Below are 21,141 nucleotides of genomic sequence, written 5' to 3' on the forward strand. Positions count from 1 at the left end.
ATGACTTTATTTTATTCTGAATTATGCTCTAATTATTTTATATTTTAATAAGGTAATTTTTTAAGTTGGATATTCAACACGAAAATATTTCAGATAAGTGTCGTTAAATATTGCATTTTCGAAAATATAACAAGAAAAATTGGTGTCACTAATAAATAGAAAATAACGCACTATATATCCCATTTTTAATTAGGGATTAAGATAGATTTCCAACCTGAATGAGTATTATTCTTTATTTTCTTTATTATTCAGACCTTCTAATCGCTTCTTAGGTGAGTCCTCTTTTCCATCATCGCCTGATCTTGCATAGTCTAAAGGGATTAGAAGTGTATCCATAACAATAGAAAATGGGAGGTCAATCGCAAGTAGAGGCCTAACTACCCAGCCAGTTTCATCATCGTTCATCATTTTAATGCTATTTTTAGAGCCTGGGTAGTAACCATCAGAGGGACCTGCATGAGTCATAATACTTGAGCAGCCGCTTAAAAACAGCGGTGTGATAAGAGCAATTAATCGTGCTGCATGTAAACTCGGCATATGGTGGTTAACCTATATTTTGCTGATTATTCCTGATTTTCATTCATCATATCGAAAAACAAAAAATTCACAATCGCAGTGTTGTATTATTATTTAATTAAATGGCATACATTTTCTTAATTAATATTTAATTATATCTTATTGATGAAGATTGTTTCTTTTTTGTATTTATTTTATGAATTGTGAAGAACTTAGAAAAAGAAAGAATGATTATTTTGATATTTGTTATCAATCTGAAAATTCAAAGACATAGAGATTTTAATTCATTCTAAAGTGTGCTCTATGACACATCTTACTCTTTTTCTATTTGGCATAATCGATTCAGTAGTATGTTTTATCGCCGATATAGGCTTGGTTTCTGGGTAACTTGTCGTCAAAAGGATGCGGTCTATGAGTGAACTAGCTCTTACTGTAAGTTTGTTGGCGTTGGCTGCCGCTCTAGGGTTATGGATAGGAAACTGGAAAATCCGTAATGTTGGATTGGGAATTGGTGGTGTCCTTTTTGGCGGGATCATTGTCGGGCACTTCGCCCAAAGCTATGGCCTACAACTTAATAAGGACATGCTGCACTTTATTCAAGAATTCGGTTTAATCTTGTTCGTTTATACTATCGGTATTCAAGTTGGTCCTGGTTTTTTCTCTTCATTACGTGTTTCAGGTTTGAAGCTTAATGGTTTTGCATTAATGATTGTGGCTTTAGGCGCAATAGTTACAGCCATTATTTACAAAGTTGCCAATATTCCACTCCCCATTATTCTGGGTATTTTTTCAGGGGCAGTGACAAACACCCCATCTCTTGGGGCTGGCCAGCAAATTCTGACAGATTTAGGATCAGACCCAAACCTTGTAGGCCAAATGGGAATGGGTTATGCAATGGCCTATCCCATGGGGATCTGTGGAATATTACTGGTGATGTGGCTAGTGCGGATTATTTTCAGAATTTCAATCGATAAAGAAGACACTGCCTTTAATAGTACCAATATCCAACAGCGCGATACATTGCAAACCATGAATATTGCGATCCGTAATGCCAACCTTGATGGCTTAATGATGCAAGATATTCCATTGCTCGGTAGTGAAGCGATTGTGTGTTCAAGGCTAAAACGTGGCGATATGCTGGTTGTTCCCCAGCCAACAACAGAAATTCATTTAGGTGATTTACTGCATGTTGTTGGGCAAAAAGATGACCTAAACAAAGTACGCTTAATATTAGGAGAGGAAGTTGATGCCTCTTTATCTACATCAAGTTCCATTTTGCATTCTGTTCGCGTGGTGATTACTAATGATGCTGTATTGAGTAAAAGGCTTAAAGACCTGAACTTAAAACAAAAATATGATGTTGTTGTCACACGATTAAACCGAACAGGGATTGATTTAGTTGCGAATAATAATTCAGTACTGCAATTCGGCGACATTTTAAATATTGTTGGGCGGCCAGAGTCCATTGAAGCTGTCACAGCGTTGCTAGGAAATGCCAAACAAAAATTACAGCAGGTGCAAATGTTACCTGTCTTTCTAGGTATAGGACTTGGTGTGGTTCTTGGTTCAATTCCTGTTTTTGTGCCTGGTTTCCCAGCCGCATTAAAATTGGGGCTCGCTGGTGGACCGCTAGTTGTTGCACTGATTCTAGGTCGAATTGGTACTATTGGACGCCTGTATTGGTTTATGCCTCCAAGTGCTAATCTTGCATTAAGAGAGCTTGGCATTGTGATGTTCCTTGCTGTTGTTGGGCTAAATTCAGGTGGTGATTTTATTGAAACGCTGATCAGAGGCGATGGATTAACCTGGATTGGTTATGGGTTACTCATTACGTTTGTTCCCTTATTTATTACCGGTATTGTTGCCAGAGTGTTTGGTAAAATGAACTATTTGAGCTTATGTGGTGTATTAGCGGGCTCAATGACTGATCCTCCGGCGCTTGCATTTGCTAATAACATTCACCCAACGAGTGGTGCACCTGCGCTGTCTTACGCCACGGTATATCCATTAGCGATGTTTTTGCGGATTATTTCTCCACAATTAATTGCGATTCTATTTTGGACTCTTTAATGTTTACGATGATATGCGGAGTTTTTTCAATTGAAAGGTTAAAAATATTTAATATTTCAATTGGATAGTTAATCTGATGTAAGGTAGGGAGCACGACAGTGAAATGAGGTATCCGAACATATAGCAGCTAAAAGTGCTTTTGTTCAAGCTATAACCAAACAAAAAAGGTGTTCTAATAGATTTGAATGATATTCGTATTGAAAAAGTTATTTGATTTCAATTACGGAGTTCTCGCTAATTTTTCGCCCTCTCAATTTGAAAGGGCTTTTTTTTCTTAAAATTAGCGAGTCAGACGCAGTTAAAACAAGATTTCTATCTCGTCTAGCAAGTCACTTCTTGATATGCTTTTTCTAACTCTTCCGCTAATATTTTGATCCCTTGCTCTATTTTTTCTGGCTCAGGAACGTAATTCATTCGCATGCATTGGTGTGCATGTGGCCAGTCTTGTTCAATACCAGGGAAGAAATAGTGCCCAGGTACCATCAGGACACCACGCTTTTTCAAACGTTGGTATAACTCTAAGCTATTAATTGGTAAGTCTTTAAACCATAGCCATAAGAAAATAGCGCCTTCTGGTTTGTGAATGAGGCATTTATCTTCGGGTATATAACGGCGAATGATCTTAATAGCTTCTTCAACACGTTGCTGGTAGAAAGGGCCAATAACATTCTTAGATAATGAGATTAAATCATCCCTTTTCAGCATTTCCAGTGCTAATGCAGGGCCTACACCACCAGGGGCGAGGCTAATAATACCGTTCATATTACTAACGGCTTCAATGATTTCTTCATTGGCAATTATGATACCGCAGCGAGTACCTGGTAAACCAAGCTTAGATAAGCTCATACAAAGAATGACATTTTCATTCCAAAATGGTGTAGCTTCACTAAAAATAATACCTGGAAAAGGTACACCATAAGCATTATCTATCAGCAATGGGATGTTGTGTTGTTTTGCTAATTGATCTAAGTGCTCAACTTCTTCATCTGTGATCACGTTCCCTGTTGGATTTGTAGGGCGAGATACACAAATAACACCAATATCATCAGTGACTTCTAAAGTATTAAAGTCAACACGATATTTAAATTGGCCATTAGGTAAATATTCAATTTGTGGTTTGTTCGCAACAAACAGGTCGTCATCAAGGCCTGAGTCCGCATACCCGACATATTCTGGGGCAAGAGGAAAGAGGACTTTACGAGTGATACCATCTTCAAAGCGACCGGCTAGCAGGTTAAATAGGTAGAAAAAAGCACTTTGGCTGCCATTTGCTAGCGCGATATTTTTCGCACTGATGTTCCAGCCTAGTTTTGCTTTTAGCGTTGCTGCAAGCGCTTTCAACATGGCATCTTTGCCTTGAGGACCATCATAGTTGCATAAAGTGTCCGTCAATTGGCCATTTGCACACATTTCAGTTAATAATTCTTGGAAGTATTTATCCATCTCAGGGATATGGGCGGGATTACCACCACCAAGCATGATGGAGCCAGGGGTTCTGATACCCTCATTCAAGTCTTTCATTAATAATGAAATCCCTGAATTTTGAGCGAACTTATTACCAAATTTAGAAAATATCATTGCATTAATTCACATATGTCTATTAGGTTGTTAATGGAATTTAAAACATACTCTGCCCAATCCTAGAGTTCAACCGCTTATTTTTATTTAATTTCAATTTAAAATGTTGCAAATAAAGAAATAAATAGACATATAGTTTTTGATGTTGATGTTTTGATAGTTTATTTTTCTTTCCCAGCAGGGTGGTCCATCTATAAATTCTGAATCATTTAAATTGGTAACAGCTAATTAAGTGGTCATTTATCATGCCAGTGGCTTGCATGAAGGCATAACAGGTGATTGAGCCAACAAATTTAAATCCCCGTTTTTTGAGTGCGTTGGAGAGTTTTTTGGAAAGTTCTGTTTCCGCGGGGACTTGGGACGAGCTTTCCCAGCGGTTGATTATTGGCTGTCCGTCGACAAATTCCCATAGAAAAGTTGAGAAGTCTTCTCCATTTTTTTGCATTGCTAAATAAGCGTTTGCATTTGCAATTATCGCATTGATCTTTAAGCGGTTACGAATAATTCGTGGGTCTTGCATTAATCGCTCAACATCGTCTTCATTCATCAATGCAATACGTTGGGGATCAAATTGGTGGAACAATTCCCGATAGTTTTTGCGTTTTTTTAAAATTGTGTACCAAGATAACCCTGCTTGCTGCCCTTCTAAACAAAGCATTTCAAATAAATGCTGATTATCATGGTTTGGTTTGCCCCATTCATCATCATGGTAGGCAATATATTCAGGATCTTGATTGACCCAATGACAACGTGTCGGTGATGTATCCATTTTTCATCCTTTTTCCAATCACAATCAACTTGCCTCAAAAACACAATATTTATACTGTATAAATAACCAGTTTAAAAGGGATGAAAGGATATTTTTTTATTTTTAGAATAAATACAGACATATTCAATGCTGTATATCTGTCGGTCAAAGGGTATACTGGCGTACTTTCATTAAATTTAACGTATCGCGTGCGGATCTAACATGCAAAAGTTTGATACCAAAACCTTCCAAGGTCTTATCCTGACATTACAGGATTATTGGGCGCGTCAAGGCTGTACCATTGTTCAACCACTGGACATGGAAGTCGGCGCAGGAACCTCCCATCCAATGACGTGTTTGCGTGCATTAGGCCCTGAGCCTATTGCTGCGGCTTATGTTCAACCCTCTCGTAGGCCAACTGATGGTCGCTATGGTGAGAACCCAAACCGTCTGCAACATTATTATCAGTTTCAGGTGATCATCAAACCATCACCAGACAACATCCAAGAACTGTACCTCGGCTCGTTGAAAGAGCTAGGGGTAGACCCAACTATTCATGATATCCGCTTTGTTGAAGATAACTGGGAAAACCCAACACTAGGTGCTTGGGGACTAGGTTGGGAAGTGTGGTTAAACGGGATGGAAGTCACTCAGTTTACCTACTTCCAACAAGTTGGTGGGCTTGAATGTAAACCTGTAACGGGTGAAATCACTTATGGTTTAGAACGTTTGGCAATGTACATCCAAGGTGTCGACAGTGTGTACGACCTTGTGTGGTGTGATGGCCCGTTAGGCAAAACCACTTACGGTGATATTTATCACCAAAATGAAGTTGAGCAATCCACCTATAACTTCGAATATGCAAATGTTGATTTTCTCTTCAAATGCTTCGAAGAATATGAGAAAGAAGCACAACATTTGTTAGCATTGGAAACTCCTCTTCCATTGCCTGCTTATGAACGCATCTTAAAAGCCGCTCATACTTTCAACTTACTGGATGCGCGTAAAGCCATTTCTGTTACTGAACGCCAACGCTATATTTTACGAATTCGTACCCTCACTAAAGGGGTCGCAGAAGCGTATTATGCTTCACGTGAAGCGCTTGGATTCCCTATGTGTCATAAGAACTAAGAGGCTGTCATGACTCAACAGACTTTCCTTGTGGAAATCGGTACCGAAGAGTTACCGCCGAAGGCTCTTCGTTCATTAGCTGAATCATTCGCTGTAAACTTTACCGCAGAGCTTGATGGAGCTGACATTGCTCACGGCGCAGTAACTTGGTTTGCTGCTCCGCGTCGTTTAGCGCTTAAAATCGCCGATTTAGCGGCATCACAACCTGATCGTGAAGTTGAAAAACGCGGCCCTGCTATTGCCCAAGCATTTGGTGCAGACGGACAGCCGACTAAAGCGGCGGAAGGCTGGGCGCGTGGTTGTGGTATTACTGTTGATCAAGCAGAGCGTTTGACGACAGATAAAGGCGAATGGTTACTGTATCGTGCGCAAATGAAAGGCCAAGCTGTCAGCGAATTGTTGGTGGATATGGTCAGCCGTTCATTAGCGAAACTACCTATCCCTAAATTGATGCGTTGGGCAGATAAAGACACACAATTTGTGCGTCCTGTTCATACTGTTACACTGCTACTGGGTAGCGATGTTATTGACGGTGAAATTTTAGGCATTAAGAGCGCGAGAACGATTCGTGGTCACCGCTTTATGGGCGAACCTGAGTTTACGATTGATAATGCTGAGCAATATCCGGCTATTTTACGCGAACGCGGTAAAGTCATGGCGGATTACGAAGAGCGTAAAGCGGTTATCAAAGCCGACGCAGAAAAAGCGGCCCAAGCGTTGGGTGGAAAAGCAGACTTAACCGAAAGCTTATTAGAAGAAGTTGCTTCGTTGGTTGAATGGCCAGTGGTATTAACTGCTAAATTTGAAGAGAAATTCTTAGAAGTTCCTTCAGAGGCGCTGGTTTATACTATGAAAGGCGACCAAAAATATTTCCCTGTTTATGATAACGCTGGCAATTTAATGCCAAATTTCATTTTCGTGGCGAATATTGAATCTTCCGATCCACAGCAGATTATTTCTGGTAACGAAAAAGTCGTTCGTCCTCGTCTAGCCGATGCGGAGTTTTTCTTTAAAACTGACCGTAAGCAACGTTTAGAAGATAATTTACCACGCTTAGAAACAGTCTTGTTCCAAAAACAATTAGGGACATTGCGTGATAAAACGGATCGTTTAGAAGCTTTAGCGGGTTGGATTGCAGGTAAAATTGGTGCGGATGTTAACCATGCAACTCGTGCAGGGTTATTAGCGAAATGTGATTTAATGACCAACATGGTCTTCGAATTTACTGATACACAAGGTGTCATGGGAATGCATTATGCACGCCATGATGGTGAATCAGAAGACGTTGCATTAGCAATTAAAGAGCAGTATCAACCACGTTTTGCTGGTGATGAGCTGCCTTCTACTGATGTTTCTGCTGCATTAGCACTTGCAGAGAAGATGGACACATTAGCGGGTATCTTCGGAATCGGCCAGCACCCTAAAGGGGATAAAGACCCATTTGCTTTGCGTCGTGCTGCATTAGGTGTTCTGCGTATTATCGTTGAAAAAGGTTACCAGCTTGATTTAGTGGAAATGACTGAAGAGGCTGCACGTTTATACGGTGATAAATTAACCAACAAAGATGTAGTCAATGATGTGGTTGAATTTATGCTTGGCCGTTTCCGTTCTTGGTATCAAGAGCTAGGTTATAGCATTGATACCATTCAAGCGGTATTAGCGCGTCGTCCAACGCAGCCTGCTGACTTTGATGCACGCGTGAAAGCAGTTACGCATTTCCGTACATTGGAAGAAGCACAGGCCCTTGCGGCGGCAAATAAGCGAGTTTCAAATATTCTGAGTAAATCAGATGAGAAATTATCTGATACTGTTTTAGCCTCCGTGCTGAAAACGCCAGAAGAAGTGAAACTGGCGACACACGTTGTTGTTCTGCAAGATAAGCTAGCACCAATGTTTGCAGAAAGAAACTATCAAGATGCACTTGCTGAGCTCGCTTCTTTACGTGATGTCGTTGATGAATTCTTTGAAAATGTCATGGTAATGGATGAAGATCAAGCTGTTCGAGTGAACCGTTTAACACTTTTAAGCCAGTTACGTGAGCTATTTTTAAAGGTGGCAGATATTTCTTTACTACAATAAGGCCAAGTTGCACATTTAATGTGCAACTGAGTGTCTTTTTATAAAAGTTAATCTGTTTGATAAATAAGCGCTAAATTGTATTTAGCGCTTATTTTTGTAGTGAGTTTGGTAAAAAAACAAAGAAACCTTACATTTTTGGCGGTTTTATCAGCAAATGAACGAGATTCGATAAAAATGGGTTGACGCCCCCCATTCTTGGCAGTATTATTCACACCGTTTTCGGCGAGTAGCGCAGCTTGGTAGCGCAACTGGTTTGGGACCAGTGGGTCGGAGGTTCGAATCCTCTCTCGCCGACCAAATTCCAAAACCCACCTCATAGAGGTGGGTTTTCTCGTTTTAGCTCCTCGCAATTTTAAACCTTTCGATTATTATTTTTTCAGATTAACTTTGATTGCAACCTATTGCTATATTTGGTGTTATACACACCTACGGTTTGAGTTTTCCTCATGAATTACGTACTGGCTACAATAAAGCTTATTTATTAGCTCAAGTTGTTTATGGCGCTGATAAAGGTATTTTTCATGACAAGGACTCGTTAATGAAAACCAAACATGTTACCCCCTCTATTTTTCTTATCCTTTACTTTGTTGCCCTAATAGCGGTGATACCAAAAGGTTTTGCAGCGCCAAATAGGCAAAATGCGGATGTGAGCCAGCTTACGCCCCTATCTTGTATCATTATTAACGTTCTTAATTTAATGGGTATGGAGCGGTTACCCAAGATTAAACCTAAGCAGATAAAAATCTGGCGTGGGATGATTGAAGGTCGATGTATGACTCCGTCTGAGTTACTTACCTATGCGGATTATATAAATACAGAGCTGATTAAAGCAGGTTATTTAACGTCTTATCTGTCTTACCCTGAACAACCCTTGTTTTTGGACATTTTACAGGCCGAGGTTATTACAGGGGCTATTTCGAATATTCATTATCAGGGGGGAGCCAATATTTTTCCTTTTGAAACGGGCGATGTTCTAAATTTACGACATATTGAACAGGGTTTGTATAATCTACAAAATGCAGCTTTAGTTCCTTACCATATTAATTTAGCGCCTGATGAGATGAATCCTCAGGCAACTGAGATTATTGTTGTTGGTGGGAATCAACGTGCTCAAAGAGGAACATTGTCTATTGAATATCGTCCTTTTGATAGCCAGCCTAAAGCCGTCATCTCTCATGATGTTATTTTTGCTAATCCGTTACGGATAAATGATTCGCTGTATTTAAATGCAAATCATTCTTTAGGTTCTTCGAATGGAAATAAGCTACAAGCTATCGCGCTTGGTTATTCGCTACCATACCGTTATTGGTTGTTTTCTCTTTATAGTCATTACCAAAATAGCCAAACAAAGATACCAATTAATGACATCGCATTGAAGATGCAGCAACGTAATCGGGCATTATTACTGACCGCACAATATATTTTTAATCGCACTGAAAATAGCGTTACTTTATTTAATGTTAGTTCGCAAATTCAAACTATTGATACCTTTTTAGCAGGGCAACGCCTGGTAACGCAAAGGCGGCTAGCGAGCTATTTGTCTGGTGAACTGATTTACCAGCACACTTTTTCACGAGGCCAAGCGACGGTATCTCTGAAATACAAACAAGGGAACCGTTTGTTTGGCGCCAATGCGACACAAATTACAGGGTTAGAACGGCCTCAAATTTACCAGCTATCATTTTCATCAGCTTGGGGAAGCACACCTATTTATTATCAGAATAGTTTAGATATCCAATTGAGCCGCTCTAAACTCGATGGATTATTAGAGCGAGAGGTTTTTTTTGGAAGAAACGGCGTGCAGGGTTTTCCAAATACAGATGGTATTGAGTTGGGGGACAATAGCTTAAAGCTACACAATGAAGTGAGTTGGGATATACCGAGGGAACAAACTCAGTTGTATAGTTCTATTGGAATGGGGGTAACGGCAAATGATAGAACAACATTTTGGCGAAAAAATGCCTTATTAGGCTGCAAGGCTGGAGTGAGGGGTTCAATAGGGGCAATCAATTATCATGTTTTCCTTGAAGCGCCTATTTGGCAAGTTAATCAGGTTGTTGCTAATAGCCTCCATTCAGGTATCCAAGCGAGTATGCGTTATTAGCCAATAATTTAACAACAGCATGAGAGGGAGGGGAGCGCCTTAGCCAATTGTAGCTTTTATCAACAATATCATAGAATTTTATGTATACAGCTTGAATGATTAAAAGGAACGCATAAAAATTATTTTATTCTTTAAGTTATCAATTGGTTAAAATTATGTTTAGCATGAACAGGCGAATGTTTTTAATATGGATAAAAAATAAACTAAATAATAACATGCTAAAATAATTTCAATCCTCATTTCCTTCAGTGTTTTATTTCAGCAGCTATTGGGTAAAGCGCTATATTCGTTCAGTAATTCAGCACTTAATCACAAATATAAAAATAAATAACCCCAACACAAAACACTAATCATTACTAATAATATGGTTATAATACCTGCTTATTGGCTTCGTTATTGCTATTTTAGCCTAAATTAGCATGCTAATTGTTTCTAATATGTTACGAGTTTTGTGTGTAGTGAGTCAATGCAGCTATTGACGAAGTGAGTGACAGTTGATTAATTGCTCAATGAATAACAAAAATACAGATACTACTTCTGTCATTTTAATGGCGGGGTTAGTCATCGAGCAAAAACAACATGAACACCACAGGAGCATACAGATGCGCTCTATTAAAAAAACAGGTCTACTTTCAGTAGGATTAACACTAGCAGCATTAGCAGTGTCGGCATCAGTACAAGCTAAAACATTAGTGTACTGTTCAGAAGGTTCGCCAGAAGGCTTTAACCCTCAGTTATTTACGTCTGGTACAACATACGATGCAAGTTCAATTCCGCTGTATAATCGTTTAGTTGAGTTTAAATTAGGTACTACAGAGATTGAGCCAGGCTTAGCAGAGAGCTGGGAAGTGAGTGATGATGGAAAAGTGTATACCTTCCACCTACGCAAAGGCGTGAAATGGCACTCAAACAAAGAATTCAAACCAACTCGTGACCTCAATGCGGATGATGTTATCTATACATTCATGCGTCAAAAAGATGCAAACCACCCATATCATAAAGTTTCTGGCGGTAGCTATGAGTACTTCATGGGAATGGATATGGATAAAATTATCGATAAAGTTGAAAAAGTCGATGATAACACAGTAAAAATTACACTAACTCGCCCTGAAGCACCATTCTTAGCGGATATGGCAATGGACTTCGCTTCCATTTTGTCTGCGGAATATGCTGACCAAATGTTGAAAGCAGGAACCCCTGAAAAAGTTGACTTAAACCCTATCGGAACGGGCCCTTTTGTTTTACAACAGTATCAAAAAGACTCCCGCATTTTATATAAAGCGAATGACCAATATTGGGGAACAAAACCAAAACTTGACCGCTTAGTGTTTTCAATCACGCCTGATGCTTCAGTACGTTATGCGAAACTGCAAAAAAATGAATGCCAAGTTATGCCATATCCAAATCCAGCTGACTTAGAGCGCATGAAACAAGACAAAGATATTACCTTGTTAGAGCAACCAGGTCTGAACGTGGGGTACCTCTCTTATAACGTAGAGAAAAAACCACTGGATAATCAAAAGGTTCGTCAAGCATTGTCAATGGCAGTGAATAAAGATGCGATCATCGAAGCGGTTTACCAAGGTGCAGGCCAAAAAGCGAAAAACCTGATCCCACCAACCATGTGGAGCTATAACGATGCCGTGAAGGATTATGAATATAATCCAGAAAAAGCCAAAGCACTGTTAGCAGAAGCAGGTTTCCCGAATGGGTTTGAAATTGATTTGTGGGCGATGCCAGTTCAGCGCCCATATAACCCAAATGCACGCCGCATGGCCGAAATGATCCAAGCAGACTGGGCGAAAGTTGGCGTGAAATCAAAAGTTGTTAGCTATGAGTGGGGTGAATACCTCAAGCGTGCTAAAGACGGTGAGCCACAAACGGTCATGATGGGTTGGACGGGTGACAATGGGGATCCAGACAACTTCTTTGCCACATTATTTAGCTGTGCTGCGAAAAAACAAGGCTCTAACTACTCCAAATGGTGTAACGAAAGCTTTGAAAACCTGATCCAGCCTGCTCGTATGACGGCAGATCATAACAAACGTGTTGAACTGTACAAACAAGCACAAGTCGTCATGCATGACCAAGCGCCAGCGCTGATCATTGCTCACTCAACTGTGTTTGAACCAGTGCGTAAAGAAGTGAAAGGCTATGTGGTTGATCCACTAGGTAAGCACCACTTCGAAAACGTCGACATCGAGAAGTAATCGTATCTAATCTGTCTATGCCCTTCGTTGCTGGTTTGGAACGAAGGGCGTTTTCTTCTTTAAAAGAAGCAGAGAAGTTCAGTTGTTTGTGAGCACCCAGAAAAGTGATTTTCTGAGTAGCCAAACGGACTAAGAGCCGTCAACGGCATTATTAAAGAGATTCAGGATATGCTGCAATTTATCCTCCGACGATTGGGGCTTGTGATCCCCACGTTTATCGGTATTACATTACTCACATTTGCTTTTGTCCATATGATCCCTGGGGATCCAGTCATGATCATGGCGGGCGAAAGAGGGTTATCCCCCGAAAGACACGCCTATCTAATGGCTGAATTAGGGCTCGATCAGCCACTTTGGAAACAATACCTGCATTATATCAATGGCATATTTCATGGCGATTTAGGGATTTCCCTAAAAAGTCGCATTGGCGTATGGGAAGAATTTGTTCCACGCTTTTTAGCAACTGTCGAATTAGCCACCTGTGCCATGATTTTCGCGATTTCTGTTGGCATCCCTGTTGGGGTATTAGCCGCAGTTAAACGCGGGTCGATTTTTGACCACACCGCGATTGGACTTTCCTTAACAGGTTATTCAATGCCGATTTTCTGGTGGGGGATCATGCTCATCATGTTAGTGTCGGTACAGCTTGACTTGACGCCTGTTGCAGGGCGGGTAAGTGACACTGTTTTCCTTGATGATTCACAACCACTCACGGGTTTTATGCTTATTGATACCCTAATTTGGGGGGAAAGTGGTGATTTTGTTGATGCGTTAGAACACCTTATCTTGCCATCCATTGTATTGGGGACGATCCCATTAGCCGTTATTGTGCGAATGACACGTTCTTCCATGTTGGAAGTATTGGGTGAAGACTACATCCGTACCGCACGAGCGAAAGGCTTAGGCCGTGCAAGGGTTATCCTTATTCATGCTTTACGTAATGCTTTGTTGCCAGTGGTCACCGTGATTGGCTTACAGGTTGGGGTTATGCTAGCGGGGGCTATTTTGACCGAAACCATTTTCTCATGGCCAGGGCTAGGCCGTTGGTTAATCGAAGGGCTACAACGCCGTGATTACCCTGTTGTTCAAGGTGGTGTGTTGCTTGTTGCCACATTGATTATCTTCGTTAACTTAGTGGTCGACGTGCTGTACGGCATTGTAAACCCAAGAATTCGTCATAAGAAATAAGGAGCGCTAAATGTCTCAATCTACTGAGCCAACCGTTGTCAGCGCCCCACAGCCGATGACACCGTTACAAGAATTTTGGCACTATTTTAAACGCAACAAAGGGGCAGTTGTTGGGATGTTTTACATCATCCTGATGGTGCTAATCGCGATTTTTGCAGGAGTACTCGCCCCTCATGCTCCAGATGAACAATTCCGTGACTTTTTGCTTGCCCCACCAGTTTGGCAAGAGGGCGGAACGTGGCAATTTATTTTAGGCACCGATGACGTTGGGCGCGATTTATTATCTCGCTTGATGTATGGCGCCCGTTTATCACTGCTAGTTGGTTGCCTTGTGGTTGTGCTTTCACTGATCATGGGGGTAACAATTGGTGTGATTGCGGGTTACTTTGGTGGTGTCGTTGATGCGCTGATTATGCGTGTTGTCGATATCATGTTGGCGTTGCCAAGCCTGTTATTGGCCTTAGTGCTAGTGGCTATTTTTGGCCCTTCTATTGTGAATGCTTCTATTGCATTGACATTCGTGGCATTGCCTCACTATATCCGTTTGACGCGTGCAGCCGTTTTGGTCGAAGTAAACCGTGATTATGTGACCGCTTCACGTGTTGCTGGTGCAGGGGCTATTCGTCAGATGTTTGTCAATATTTTACCTAACTGCCTCGCGCCCTTGATTGTTCAGGCATCGTTAGGGTTTTCGAATGCTATTTTAGATATGGCTGCTTTGGGTTTCCTTGGTATGGGGGCTCAACCTCCAACGCCAGAGTGGGGAACAATGCTGTCTGATGTGTTGCAGTTTGCACAGAGCGCATGGTGGGTCGTGACGTTCCCAGGATTAGCAATTTTATTGACTGTATTAGCGTTTAACCTGATGGGCGATGGTTTGCGTGATGCATTTGATCCAAAACTCAAGCAGTGATGAGGTAATTTAATGGCACTGTTAAATGTAGAACAACTTTCGGTACATTTCGGCGACGACAAAGCTCCGTTTCGCGCCGTTGATCGGATCAGCTATAGCGTTGAAAAAGGCCAAGTCGTCGGGATTGTTGGCGAGTCAGGTTCAGGAAAATCGGTTAGCTCTTTAGCCATTATGGGGTTAATTGACTATCCTGGAAAAGTGATGGCGGACTCATTAAAGTTTGATGGCCGTGATTTATTGTCTATCCCTGAGAAAGAGCGCCGACAAATTGTCGGTGCCGATGTTGCGATGATTTTCCAAGATCCGATGACCAGCTTGAACCCGTGCTTTACAGTGGGTTATCAAATCATGGAAGCATTAAAAGTTCATCAAGGTGGTAATAAAGGTACTCGTAAGCAACGAGCGATTGATCTACTTGATATGGTGGGGATCCCTGATCCTGAATCACGCTTGGATGTGTATCCGCACCAGTTATCGGGTGGGATGAGCCAACGAGTGATGATTGCGATGGCGATTGCCTGTCGTCCTAAGTTATTGATTGCAGATGAGCCAACAACCGCACTGGATGTGACGATTCAAGCACAGATTATTGAATTACTGTTGGAATTACAACAGCAAGAAAATATGGCTCTGGTGCTGATTACTCACGACCTTGCATTGGTTGCTGAAGCCGCTCACCACATTATCGTGATGTATGCAGGGCAAGTTGTCGAGTCAGCAAAAGCGAGTGATATCTTTAAACATCCTCGTCACCCTTATACACAGGCGTTATTACGTGCGCTCCCTGAATTTGCGACGAATAAATCACGTTTAGCTTCACTCCCAGGCGTAGTTCCTGGTAAATATGACAGGCCAACGGGTTGCTTGCTCAATCCGCGTTGCCCGTATGCCACAGAGAAATGCCGCCAAGAAGAGCCAATGTTACAAACCGTTGGTGATCGCCAAGTTAAATGCCATATGCCGCTTGATGATATGGGGAGGCCAACACTATGAGTGACAAACATGCAGCACCACTGCTAAAAGCCGTGGACTTGAAAAAGTATTATTCCGTCAAAAAAGGTGTGTTTGGTGCAGAAAAAACGCTAAAAGCACTGGATGGCGTTTCATTTGAGCTCGAAAGGGGCAAAACATTAGCCGTTGTAGGTGAGTCGGGTTGTGGTAAATCCACATTAGGCCGCTTGCTGACGATGATTGAGCAACCTTCAGATGGCGAGTTGTATTACCAAGATCAAAACCTGTTAGTTAAAGATAAATCAGCTGAAAAATTACGTCGTCAAAAAATTCAAATCGTCTTCCAAAACCCGTATGGGTCTTTGAATCCACGTAAAAAAGTGGGACAAATATTGGAAGAGCCATTAGTGATTAATACATCGCTTTCGAAAGAAGAGCGGAAAGAAAAAGTATTATCGATGATGGCTAAAGTCGGTTTGAAAACAGAGCATTATAGCCGTTATCCGCATATGTTTTCAGGTGGTCAGCGTCAACGGATTGCAATTGCACGCGGTTTGATGCTTGACCCTGATATTGTGGTGGCTGATGAGCCTGTCTCTGCGCTAGATGTGTCTGTACGTGCTCAAGTGTTAAATTTAATGATGGATCTTCAACAGGATTTAGGCTTGTCTTATGTGTTTATTTCCCATGATTTATCCGTGGTGGAACACATTGCCGATGAGGTGATGGTGATGTATTTGGGGCGTTGTGTGGAAAAAGGGACGAAAGAGCAGATTTTTAACAATCCTCTGCACCCTTATACACAAGCGTTACTTTCGGCAACCCCAAGGCTGAACCCAGATTCACGTCGTGAACGCATTAAATTAACGGGAGAATTGCCAAGTCCGTTGAACCCACCTCCTGGCTGTGCTTTTGCTGCACGTTGCCGCCGTGCATTTAGCCAATGTACACAATTTCAACCGACACTGAAAGAATATGACCAGCAGCTTGTCGCATGTTTTGCTGTCGATGAAGACGAAAAACACACGATTGTTGTAAGTTAAATTTTTGAATGGCAGAAAGTCCCTCTTTCTGCCATTTTATTTGTGGAGTTAGTGCATAATTCTCTTCGAGCTGTATCTTATCTTAAATATCCAATCTTTCTTTTTAAATTACTCTTTTGCAGATAAAATCAAGTATACTGACAGATGTTTTTCGTTCTTCTTTAAAAAGCGACTTGATTAGGAAGGTTGTGGCCAAATGAATACGCAAGTCCAACGCTCACTAACATTAAAAAGTATGGTTGCATTTTTTGCGATTACATTACTCTCACTTGCGCTTTTTTTAGCTATTCAATTCAGTTACTTACTAGAGCAGCGCAAGCAGGATTACTTGGGTCAGCTCAGTAATGCTGTTGTGCAAATTCAAAAACCATTAACAGATTCTCTGCTAAGCTCAGATCTTAACGAAGCGAAAAAGTTGCTTGTGAGCTTAAAAACCTCTGGCATTATGGGAAAAGCGATAGTTACTGTTGATGATGCTACCGTCATGAATTTAAGTTTTGCGACGCCAAAGCCGATACCTGAATGGGTAGAGTATATTGTGGGCATTCCTGTGGAAATGACAGTGCCATTATATGCTTATGGCAATGTTGTGCTACAAGCCAAGCCTCAAGGCTATTTGACCTTACAGGTAGATTCGAACCGAGTTTATCGATTTGCACTAAATACGCTTGCTTTAATGACGACCACTTATTTGTTGTTGGTATTGATTATCGCAATTGCGATGACCTGGTGTGTTAGTCGTATGATTGTTAGGCCATTACGTAAAATAGCGATTGAATTGCAAACTAATGAATCGGTAAATCAAGTCACCGTATCTAGCTATCATCACGATGATGAGCTTGGTTTATTGGCAAAAGGTTATAATCGTCAAAGAAAACAACAAAATTCAGACTAAGCCATGAACATGCTTTCAGCTTTATGGTCTAATATCGTTAGAGTGGTGGCAATGAAAGATTGGATAAAGCCATACGATATCGTTTAACCCAGTAAGTTCGCGTTTTTCGTTAACTTATTCGTTGTAATTTGCGGTTAAATATAAAGATATAAAACACATAGGGGTTTACATGCAGGGCTTGAAAGTTCGGTATATTATCAGTGTTGTATTACTGTCAGTTGCGCAATTTGCGCAGGCTGAACCGTTACAACCCGATCCAGCATGGCAGCAAGGAAAGCTAGAAAATGGCTTTAGCTGGCAATTATTACAAACACCACAGCGCCCGAATGACCGTATTCAGCTCAGGTTAGCCATTAAAGCAGGTTCATTATCAGAAAAAGCGAGTGAAAAAGGTTATAGCTATTTAATCCCTAAAATGGCGCTACTTCACCAAACAGAAGCATTTCCGACGGCGACTTTACAAGAGTTTTGGCGACAGGCGACCGATCCAGATATGCCAATTCCTCCTGCCGTGGTTTCTTATGACTACACGATTTACAGCTTAAGTTTACCGAACAACCGTCCTGATTTAATTAAACAGGCGCTGAGTTGGCTGTCAACATCAGTAGCAGGTGCAACATACACAGAAGCAGCATTGCACAATGGGCTAGAAGCTCAAAATGTGCCTGTTGCAACGCTACCATTAAATGCGAATGATCCCGTTTGGCGTGCGCGTTTGAAGGGTTCAGCCATGATGGGATATGACCCAGGCCAGAAACCTAGTGGGAATGTTGATCTCGCAGGTGTGAATGATTTTTACCAAAAATGGTACACGCCAGATGTGATGACACTCTATGTGGCGGGGCATGTGGATTCACGGATGTTGTCCGATACAATCTCACAAACTTTCTCTGGGCTGCAAGGAAGACGTTCAGAACCTGTTTCTGTGGCGGTATTATCCACCGTTAAGCCGCAGTCTATTGATATCCTGCAGGATCAACCAGCACAAGATACCCTGTCTTTAATTTGGGATATTGATTGGTTACCAATTAATGATTCAAACATTTTATTGCGTTATTGGGCGAGTGATTTAGCGCGTGAAGCAGTTTACCGTACGTTACAAAAATCATTTAACCAAAAATTCAATCAAGATGAAGTTGTCCCTGGTTTAGATTGCCGAGTGCAATATCAAAAAGCGACTTGTACGCTTACCGTTACAGCAGCGCCAGAAAAAATGGCTGCAGTAACAGACCTTGTAGCGAGTGAACTGGCAGCAATTAATCAAAACGGGATTTCACCTGAGTTGTTCGATGAGATGATCAAAGAAAAACAGGTGCAGTTGTCTCAGTTGTTTGCTGCGTATGCACGCACCAGTACGGATGTCCTGATTAGCCAGCGTTTGATTTCCCAGCAAAATGGTGTTGTGGATATCGCACCAGAGCAATATCAACGCTTAAGGCAGGCTTTTTTAGCTGCACAAAGCCTTGAGCAAGTGAATATGGAAGCGAGACGTTTGCTGTCCCAAGAGGCTGCTTTTGTTTTAGCACAGCCTAAAGATAAGCAAACCATGGATGCAGAACAAATTCGCCAGAAATTCAATAAAGTTCTTTGGCCGAAAATTCCTACAACTCCAGAGCCAACTCCAGTTGCGCCAGCAACTCCAGCTGCCCAATAATCGATAAAAAGATAGCCTGCGTAAATACACAGGCTATATTTCTTCCCAATAATTATTGTTCAGTTAATAATGTTTCAATCACGCTAATCAGTGTGTCTCTTGATTCTTTGTCATCCACAAAGCCCGCAGCACTGGTTTTTGTTGCTGGTGAATAGTAGGCCACAGACCCCCAAAAACCTAAATGCGAATAAAGGGTTATACCGTTAACTTCACTCGCCATAATACCCAAGCGATAGCTTTCGGCATCTTTATGGGAACCGACACTTAACATAGTTTTTAGCGTTTCGTGTGAAGCAAAAACTTGCCCTTCAAATAAGGCTTCTAAAAATTGGGCCATTTGTTTGGCTGACATAATCAACCCGCCGCCGCCATAGACATCCATAGAGGCATGAATATGCGTCCCTTCAAACTTACCAAGGTATTGTTTTGCCCTTGGCGATGCACTTTGTGGTGGTTGTTCTAAATATTCCCAGTAAGCACTTTCTAGGCCGATTTTATCAAACTTGAGTAATTCTCGAACAGCTTGACCAAGGGATTGTCCTGTTATTCGCTCGATAATATCGCCGAGTAGAATGTATCCAGTATCTGAATAAATAAAAGACTCTGAGGGGGCGATAAAGGGGAACTGCTTACGTACATACATCTCAACTTGTTCAAGGCGGCTCCATTGGTAATCTGGGCGCTTTATAACCTCTTTAAGGTAATCTGCATCAGCGTGGTCGAGTAACCCGCTACTGTGGTTGAGTAAATGGCGAACGGTGATTTGTTGGGTGTTGTATTGAGTACTCAGTAATGAATCATATTGTGGGTCAATCAGCTTGGAAATAGCATCATCAATATTAATTTTTCCCATTTCAGCTAAACGTAAAATTGCCGCAGCGGTAAAGGTTTTCGTATTACTCGCTATGCGTAATGGGGTATCGACGGTAAGCGGGGCGTTATCCAGTGATGCACCTCTGGCACAAAATGTACCAACGCTTTTTTTAAGTTGGTTATGGTAGTAGAGAGCTACCCCGCAGGATAAGTTTTCCAGTTGTGGGATTACGTTTGTCATCAAAAGTCCTTATCAGGCCGTCAATTGGGAATTTCCCATATTACCCATTACGCGAAGACGTGATGCACGCTTTAAATGCGCTAAATGCGGGTACGTGGTAATTCTCACGATAAATCAACAGAGTGTTACAGGTGGTGATTGGAATACGGCCTAATCGCAATGGCGAAATTGGCATCGACTCGATAAGGTGTTTGGGCAATAGTGCGACACAGCTTCCCGCAGTGACGCAAGCAATCATGGCGTGGTAAGAATTCATCTCCTGAATATTCCAGTCTAAATTAGCGGGGATCCCCAACCACTGCTCGGCAATATTGCGATAACTGCATCCTTGGGTAAATGCGGCGAGTGAACGAGTCTTAATATCAGCATTATGGCGAGCACTGTGGTCGTGTTCAGGGAGTAACAATTGCAATTCTTCCTGCCAAATAGCCTCTGTTTTAATACCCATTTGTGAAAACTGACTAGGCTCATAGAGTGAAGAAGGTAGGGCAACAAAAGCACAATCCAGTTTTCCTGTATGCACTTGCTCAAGGAGCGATAGAGAAGACCCCGTGCGTAATAATAATCGCGTGGTTGGGTTTTGTTGGTGAAATTGCGCTAGTGGTAAAGGTAACCGACAAGCCGCTGTACTTTCCATACTCCCAATTCGTAATTGTCCACCATCTTGGCCACCGCTTATCACATGGCGAGCTTCTTCTTCTAATGCGAGCAGGCGCTGCGCATAATCAAGAAATTGCCTACCTGCTTCGGAAAGCTCAAGGCGTTTATTTTGACGGATAAAAAGTGACTCGCCCAAATCCGCTTCCAATTGTTGGATTCGGGTGGTGATATTTGATGGCACGCGGCCTAACCGAGTCGCCGCACGCGTAATGCTGAGCTCGACGGCAACAGTGCAAAATATTTTTAGAGATTCAGAGTTCATTTTCTTTTTATGTGAATATTATGCTATGTTTATTCTTTAAATAAGAACATAAAGTGTACCCTGACATTGAGACAAAGGAAAGATA

The 21,141-nt window shown here is 41.6% G+C and carries 16 protein-coding genes and 1 tRNA gene; 12 read left to right on the forward strand and 5 right to left on the reverse strand.

Translation table 11 applies throughout. From position 1 onward, the window contains the following. Window positions 1-225: 225 nt before the first annotated feature. Complete coding sequence (locus tag AABS66_RS14005; RefSeq protein ID WP_206084861.1) at window positions 226-537, reverse strand: YceK/YidQ family lipoprotein; 312 nt, start codon at window positions 535-537, stop codon at window positions 226-228. A gap of 390 nt (window positions 538-927) precedes the next feature. On the opposite strand from AABS66_RS14005, the gene AABS66_RS14010 reads away from it, so the two are divergent. Then, on the forward strand, window positions 928-2,586 hold the full coding sequence (locus AABS66_RS14010) for a putative transporter (RefSeq protein ID WP_430225056.1): 1,659 nt from the start codon (window positions 928-930) through the stop codon (window positions 2,584-2,586). Between the two features lie 321 nt (window positions 2,587-2,907). On the opposite strand, the gene AABS66_RS14015 is transcribed toward AABS66_RS14010, so the two are convergent. Both AABS66_RS14015 and AABS66_RS14020 read right to left on the reverse strand, forming a co-directional pair. Next, entirely contained in the window at window positions 2,908-4,164 is a 1,257-nt protein-coding gene (locus AABS66_RS14015) for a valine--pyruvate transaminase (RefSeq protein ID WP_206084856.1), read from the reverse strand. A 205-nt stretch (window positions 4,165-4,369) separates the two neighbouring features. Further along, a complete protein-coding gene (locus AABS66_RS14020; RefSeq protein ID WP_206084855.1) occupies window positions 4,370-4,933 on the reverse strand; it encodes a DNA-3-methyladenine glycosylase I in 564 nt (187 codons plus the stop codon). A 201-nt stretch (window positions 4,934-5,134) separates the two neighbouring features. Here AABS66_RS14020 and glyQ point away from each other — a divergent pair, with 201 nt between their 5' ends. The 11 genes from glyQ (at window position 5,135) to AABS66_RS14075 (ending at window position 19,080) form a co-directional block, all read left to right on the forward strand. Beyond that, window positions 5,135-6,043, forward strand: coding sequence for a glycine--tRNA ligase subunit alpha (glyQ, locus tag AABS66_RS14025; RefSeq protein WP_206084853.1), 909 nt, complete (start codon window positions 5,135-5,137; stop codon window positions 6,041-6,043). 9 nt (window positions 6,044-6,052) lie between these two features. After that, window positions 6,053-8,122: a glycine--tRNA ligase subunit beta gene (gene glyS, locus AABS66_RS14030; protein WP_206084851.1), complete on the forward strand. Its 2,070-nt coding sequence runs from the start codon at window positions 6,053-6,055 to the stop codon at window positions 8,120-8,122. Window positions 8,123-8,342: 220 nt separating this feature from the next. Beyond that, window positions 8,343-8,419 (forward strand) — tRNA-Pro (locus AABS66_RS14035). Between the two features lie 241 nt (window positions 8,420-8,660). Beyond that, entirely contained in the window at window positions 8,661-10,226 is a 1,566-nt protein-coding gene (locus AABS66_RS14040; protein ID WP_430225057.1) for a ShlB/FhaC/HecB family hemolysin secretion/activation protein, read from the forward strand. 602 nt (window positions 10,227-10,828) lie between these two features. Beyond that, window positions 10,829-12,436, forward strand: coding sequence for a dipeptide ABC transporter periplasmic-binding protein DppA (gene dppA / locus AABS66_RS14045; RefSeq protein ID WP_272538933.1), 1,608 nt, complete (start codon window positions 10,829-10,831; stop codon window positions 12,434-12,436). 168 nt (window positions 12,437-12,604) lie between these two features. Beyond that, on the forward strand, window positions 12,605-13,624 hold the full coding sequence (gene dppB, locus AABS66_RS14050; protein ID WP_206084845.1) for a dipeptide ABC transporter permease DppB: 1,020 nt from the start codon (window positions 12,605-12,607) through the stop codon (window positions 13,622-13,624). Between the two features lie 10 nt (window positions 13,625-13,634). Further along, on the forward strand, window positions 13,635-14,537 hold the full coding sequence (gene dppC / locus AABS66_RS14055; protein WP_206084844.1) for a dipeptide ABC transporter permease DppC: 903 nt from the start codon (window positions 13,635-13,637) through the stop codon (window positions 14,535-14,537). A gap of 12 nt (window positions 14,538-14,549) precedes the next feature. After that, window positions 14,550-15,530, forward strand: a complete 981-nt coding sequence (gene dppD / locus AABS66_RS14060; RefSeq protein ID WP_206084843.1) for a dipeptide ABC transporter ATP-binding protein — start codon at window positions 14,550-14,552, stop codon at window positions 15,528-15,530. After that, window positions 15,527-16,531 carry a dipeptide ABC transporter ATP-binding subunit DppF gene (gene dppF, locus AABS66_RS14065; RefSeq protein ID WP_206084842.1) on the forward strand — a complete coding sequence of 335 codons (1,005 nt, stop codon included), beginning with the start codon at window positions 15,527-15,529 and terminating at the stop codon, window positions 16,529-16,531. Before dppD ends, dppF begins: the two co-directional genes overlap by 4 nt. A 196-nt stretch (window positions 16,532-16,727) precedes the next feature. Beyond that, window positions 16,728-17,426, forward strand: a complete 699-nt coding sequence (locus AABS66_RS14070) for a HAMP domain-containing protein (protein ID WP_206084841.1) — start codon at window positions 16,728-16,730, stop codon at window positions 17,424-17,426. A 169-nt stretch (window positions 17,427-17,595) separates the two neighbouring features. Then, entirely contained in the window at window positions 17,596-19,080 is a 1,485-nt protein-coding gene (locus AABS66_RS14075) for a M16 family metallopeptidase (RefSeq protein WP_206084840.1), read from the forward strand. 52 nt (window positions 19,081-19,132) lie between these two features. On the opposite strand, the gene AABS66_RS14080 is transcribed toward AABS66_RS14075, so the two are convergent. Next, complete coding sequence (locus AABS66_RS14080) at window positions 19,133-20,134, reverse strand: serine hydrolase domain-containing protein (protein WP_206084839.1); 1,002 nt, start codon at window positions 20,132-20,134, stop codon at window positions 19,133-19,135. A 40-nt stretch (window positions 20,135-20,174) separates the two neighbouring features. Then, window positions 20,175-21,056, reverse strand: coding sequence for a LysR family transcriptional regulator (locus tag AABS66_RS14085; RefSeq protein WP_206084838.1), 882 nt, complete (start codon window positions 21,054-21,056; stop codon window positions 20,175-20,177). Between the last annotated feature and the right edge of the window lie 85 nt (window positions 21,057-21,141).

The sequence above is a fragment of the Providencia sp. SP181 genome, from assembly GCF_050446505.1.
GTDB classification, from domain to species: domain Bacteria; phylum Pseudomonadota; class Gammaproteobacteria; order Enterobacterales; family Enterobacteriaceae; genus Providencia; species Providencia vermicola.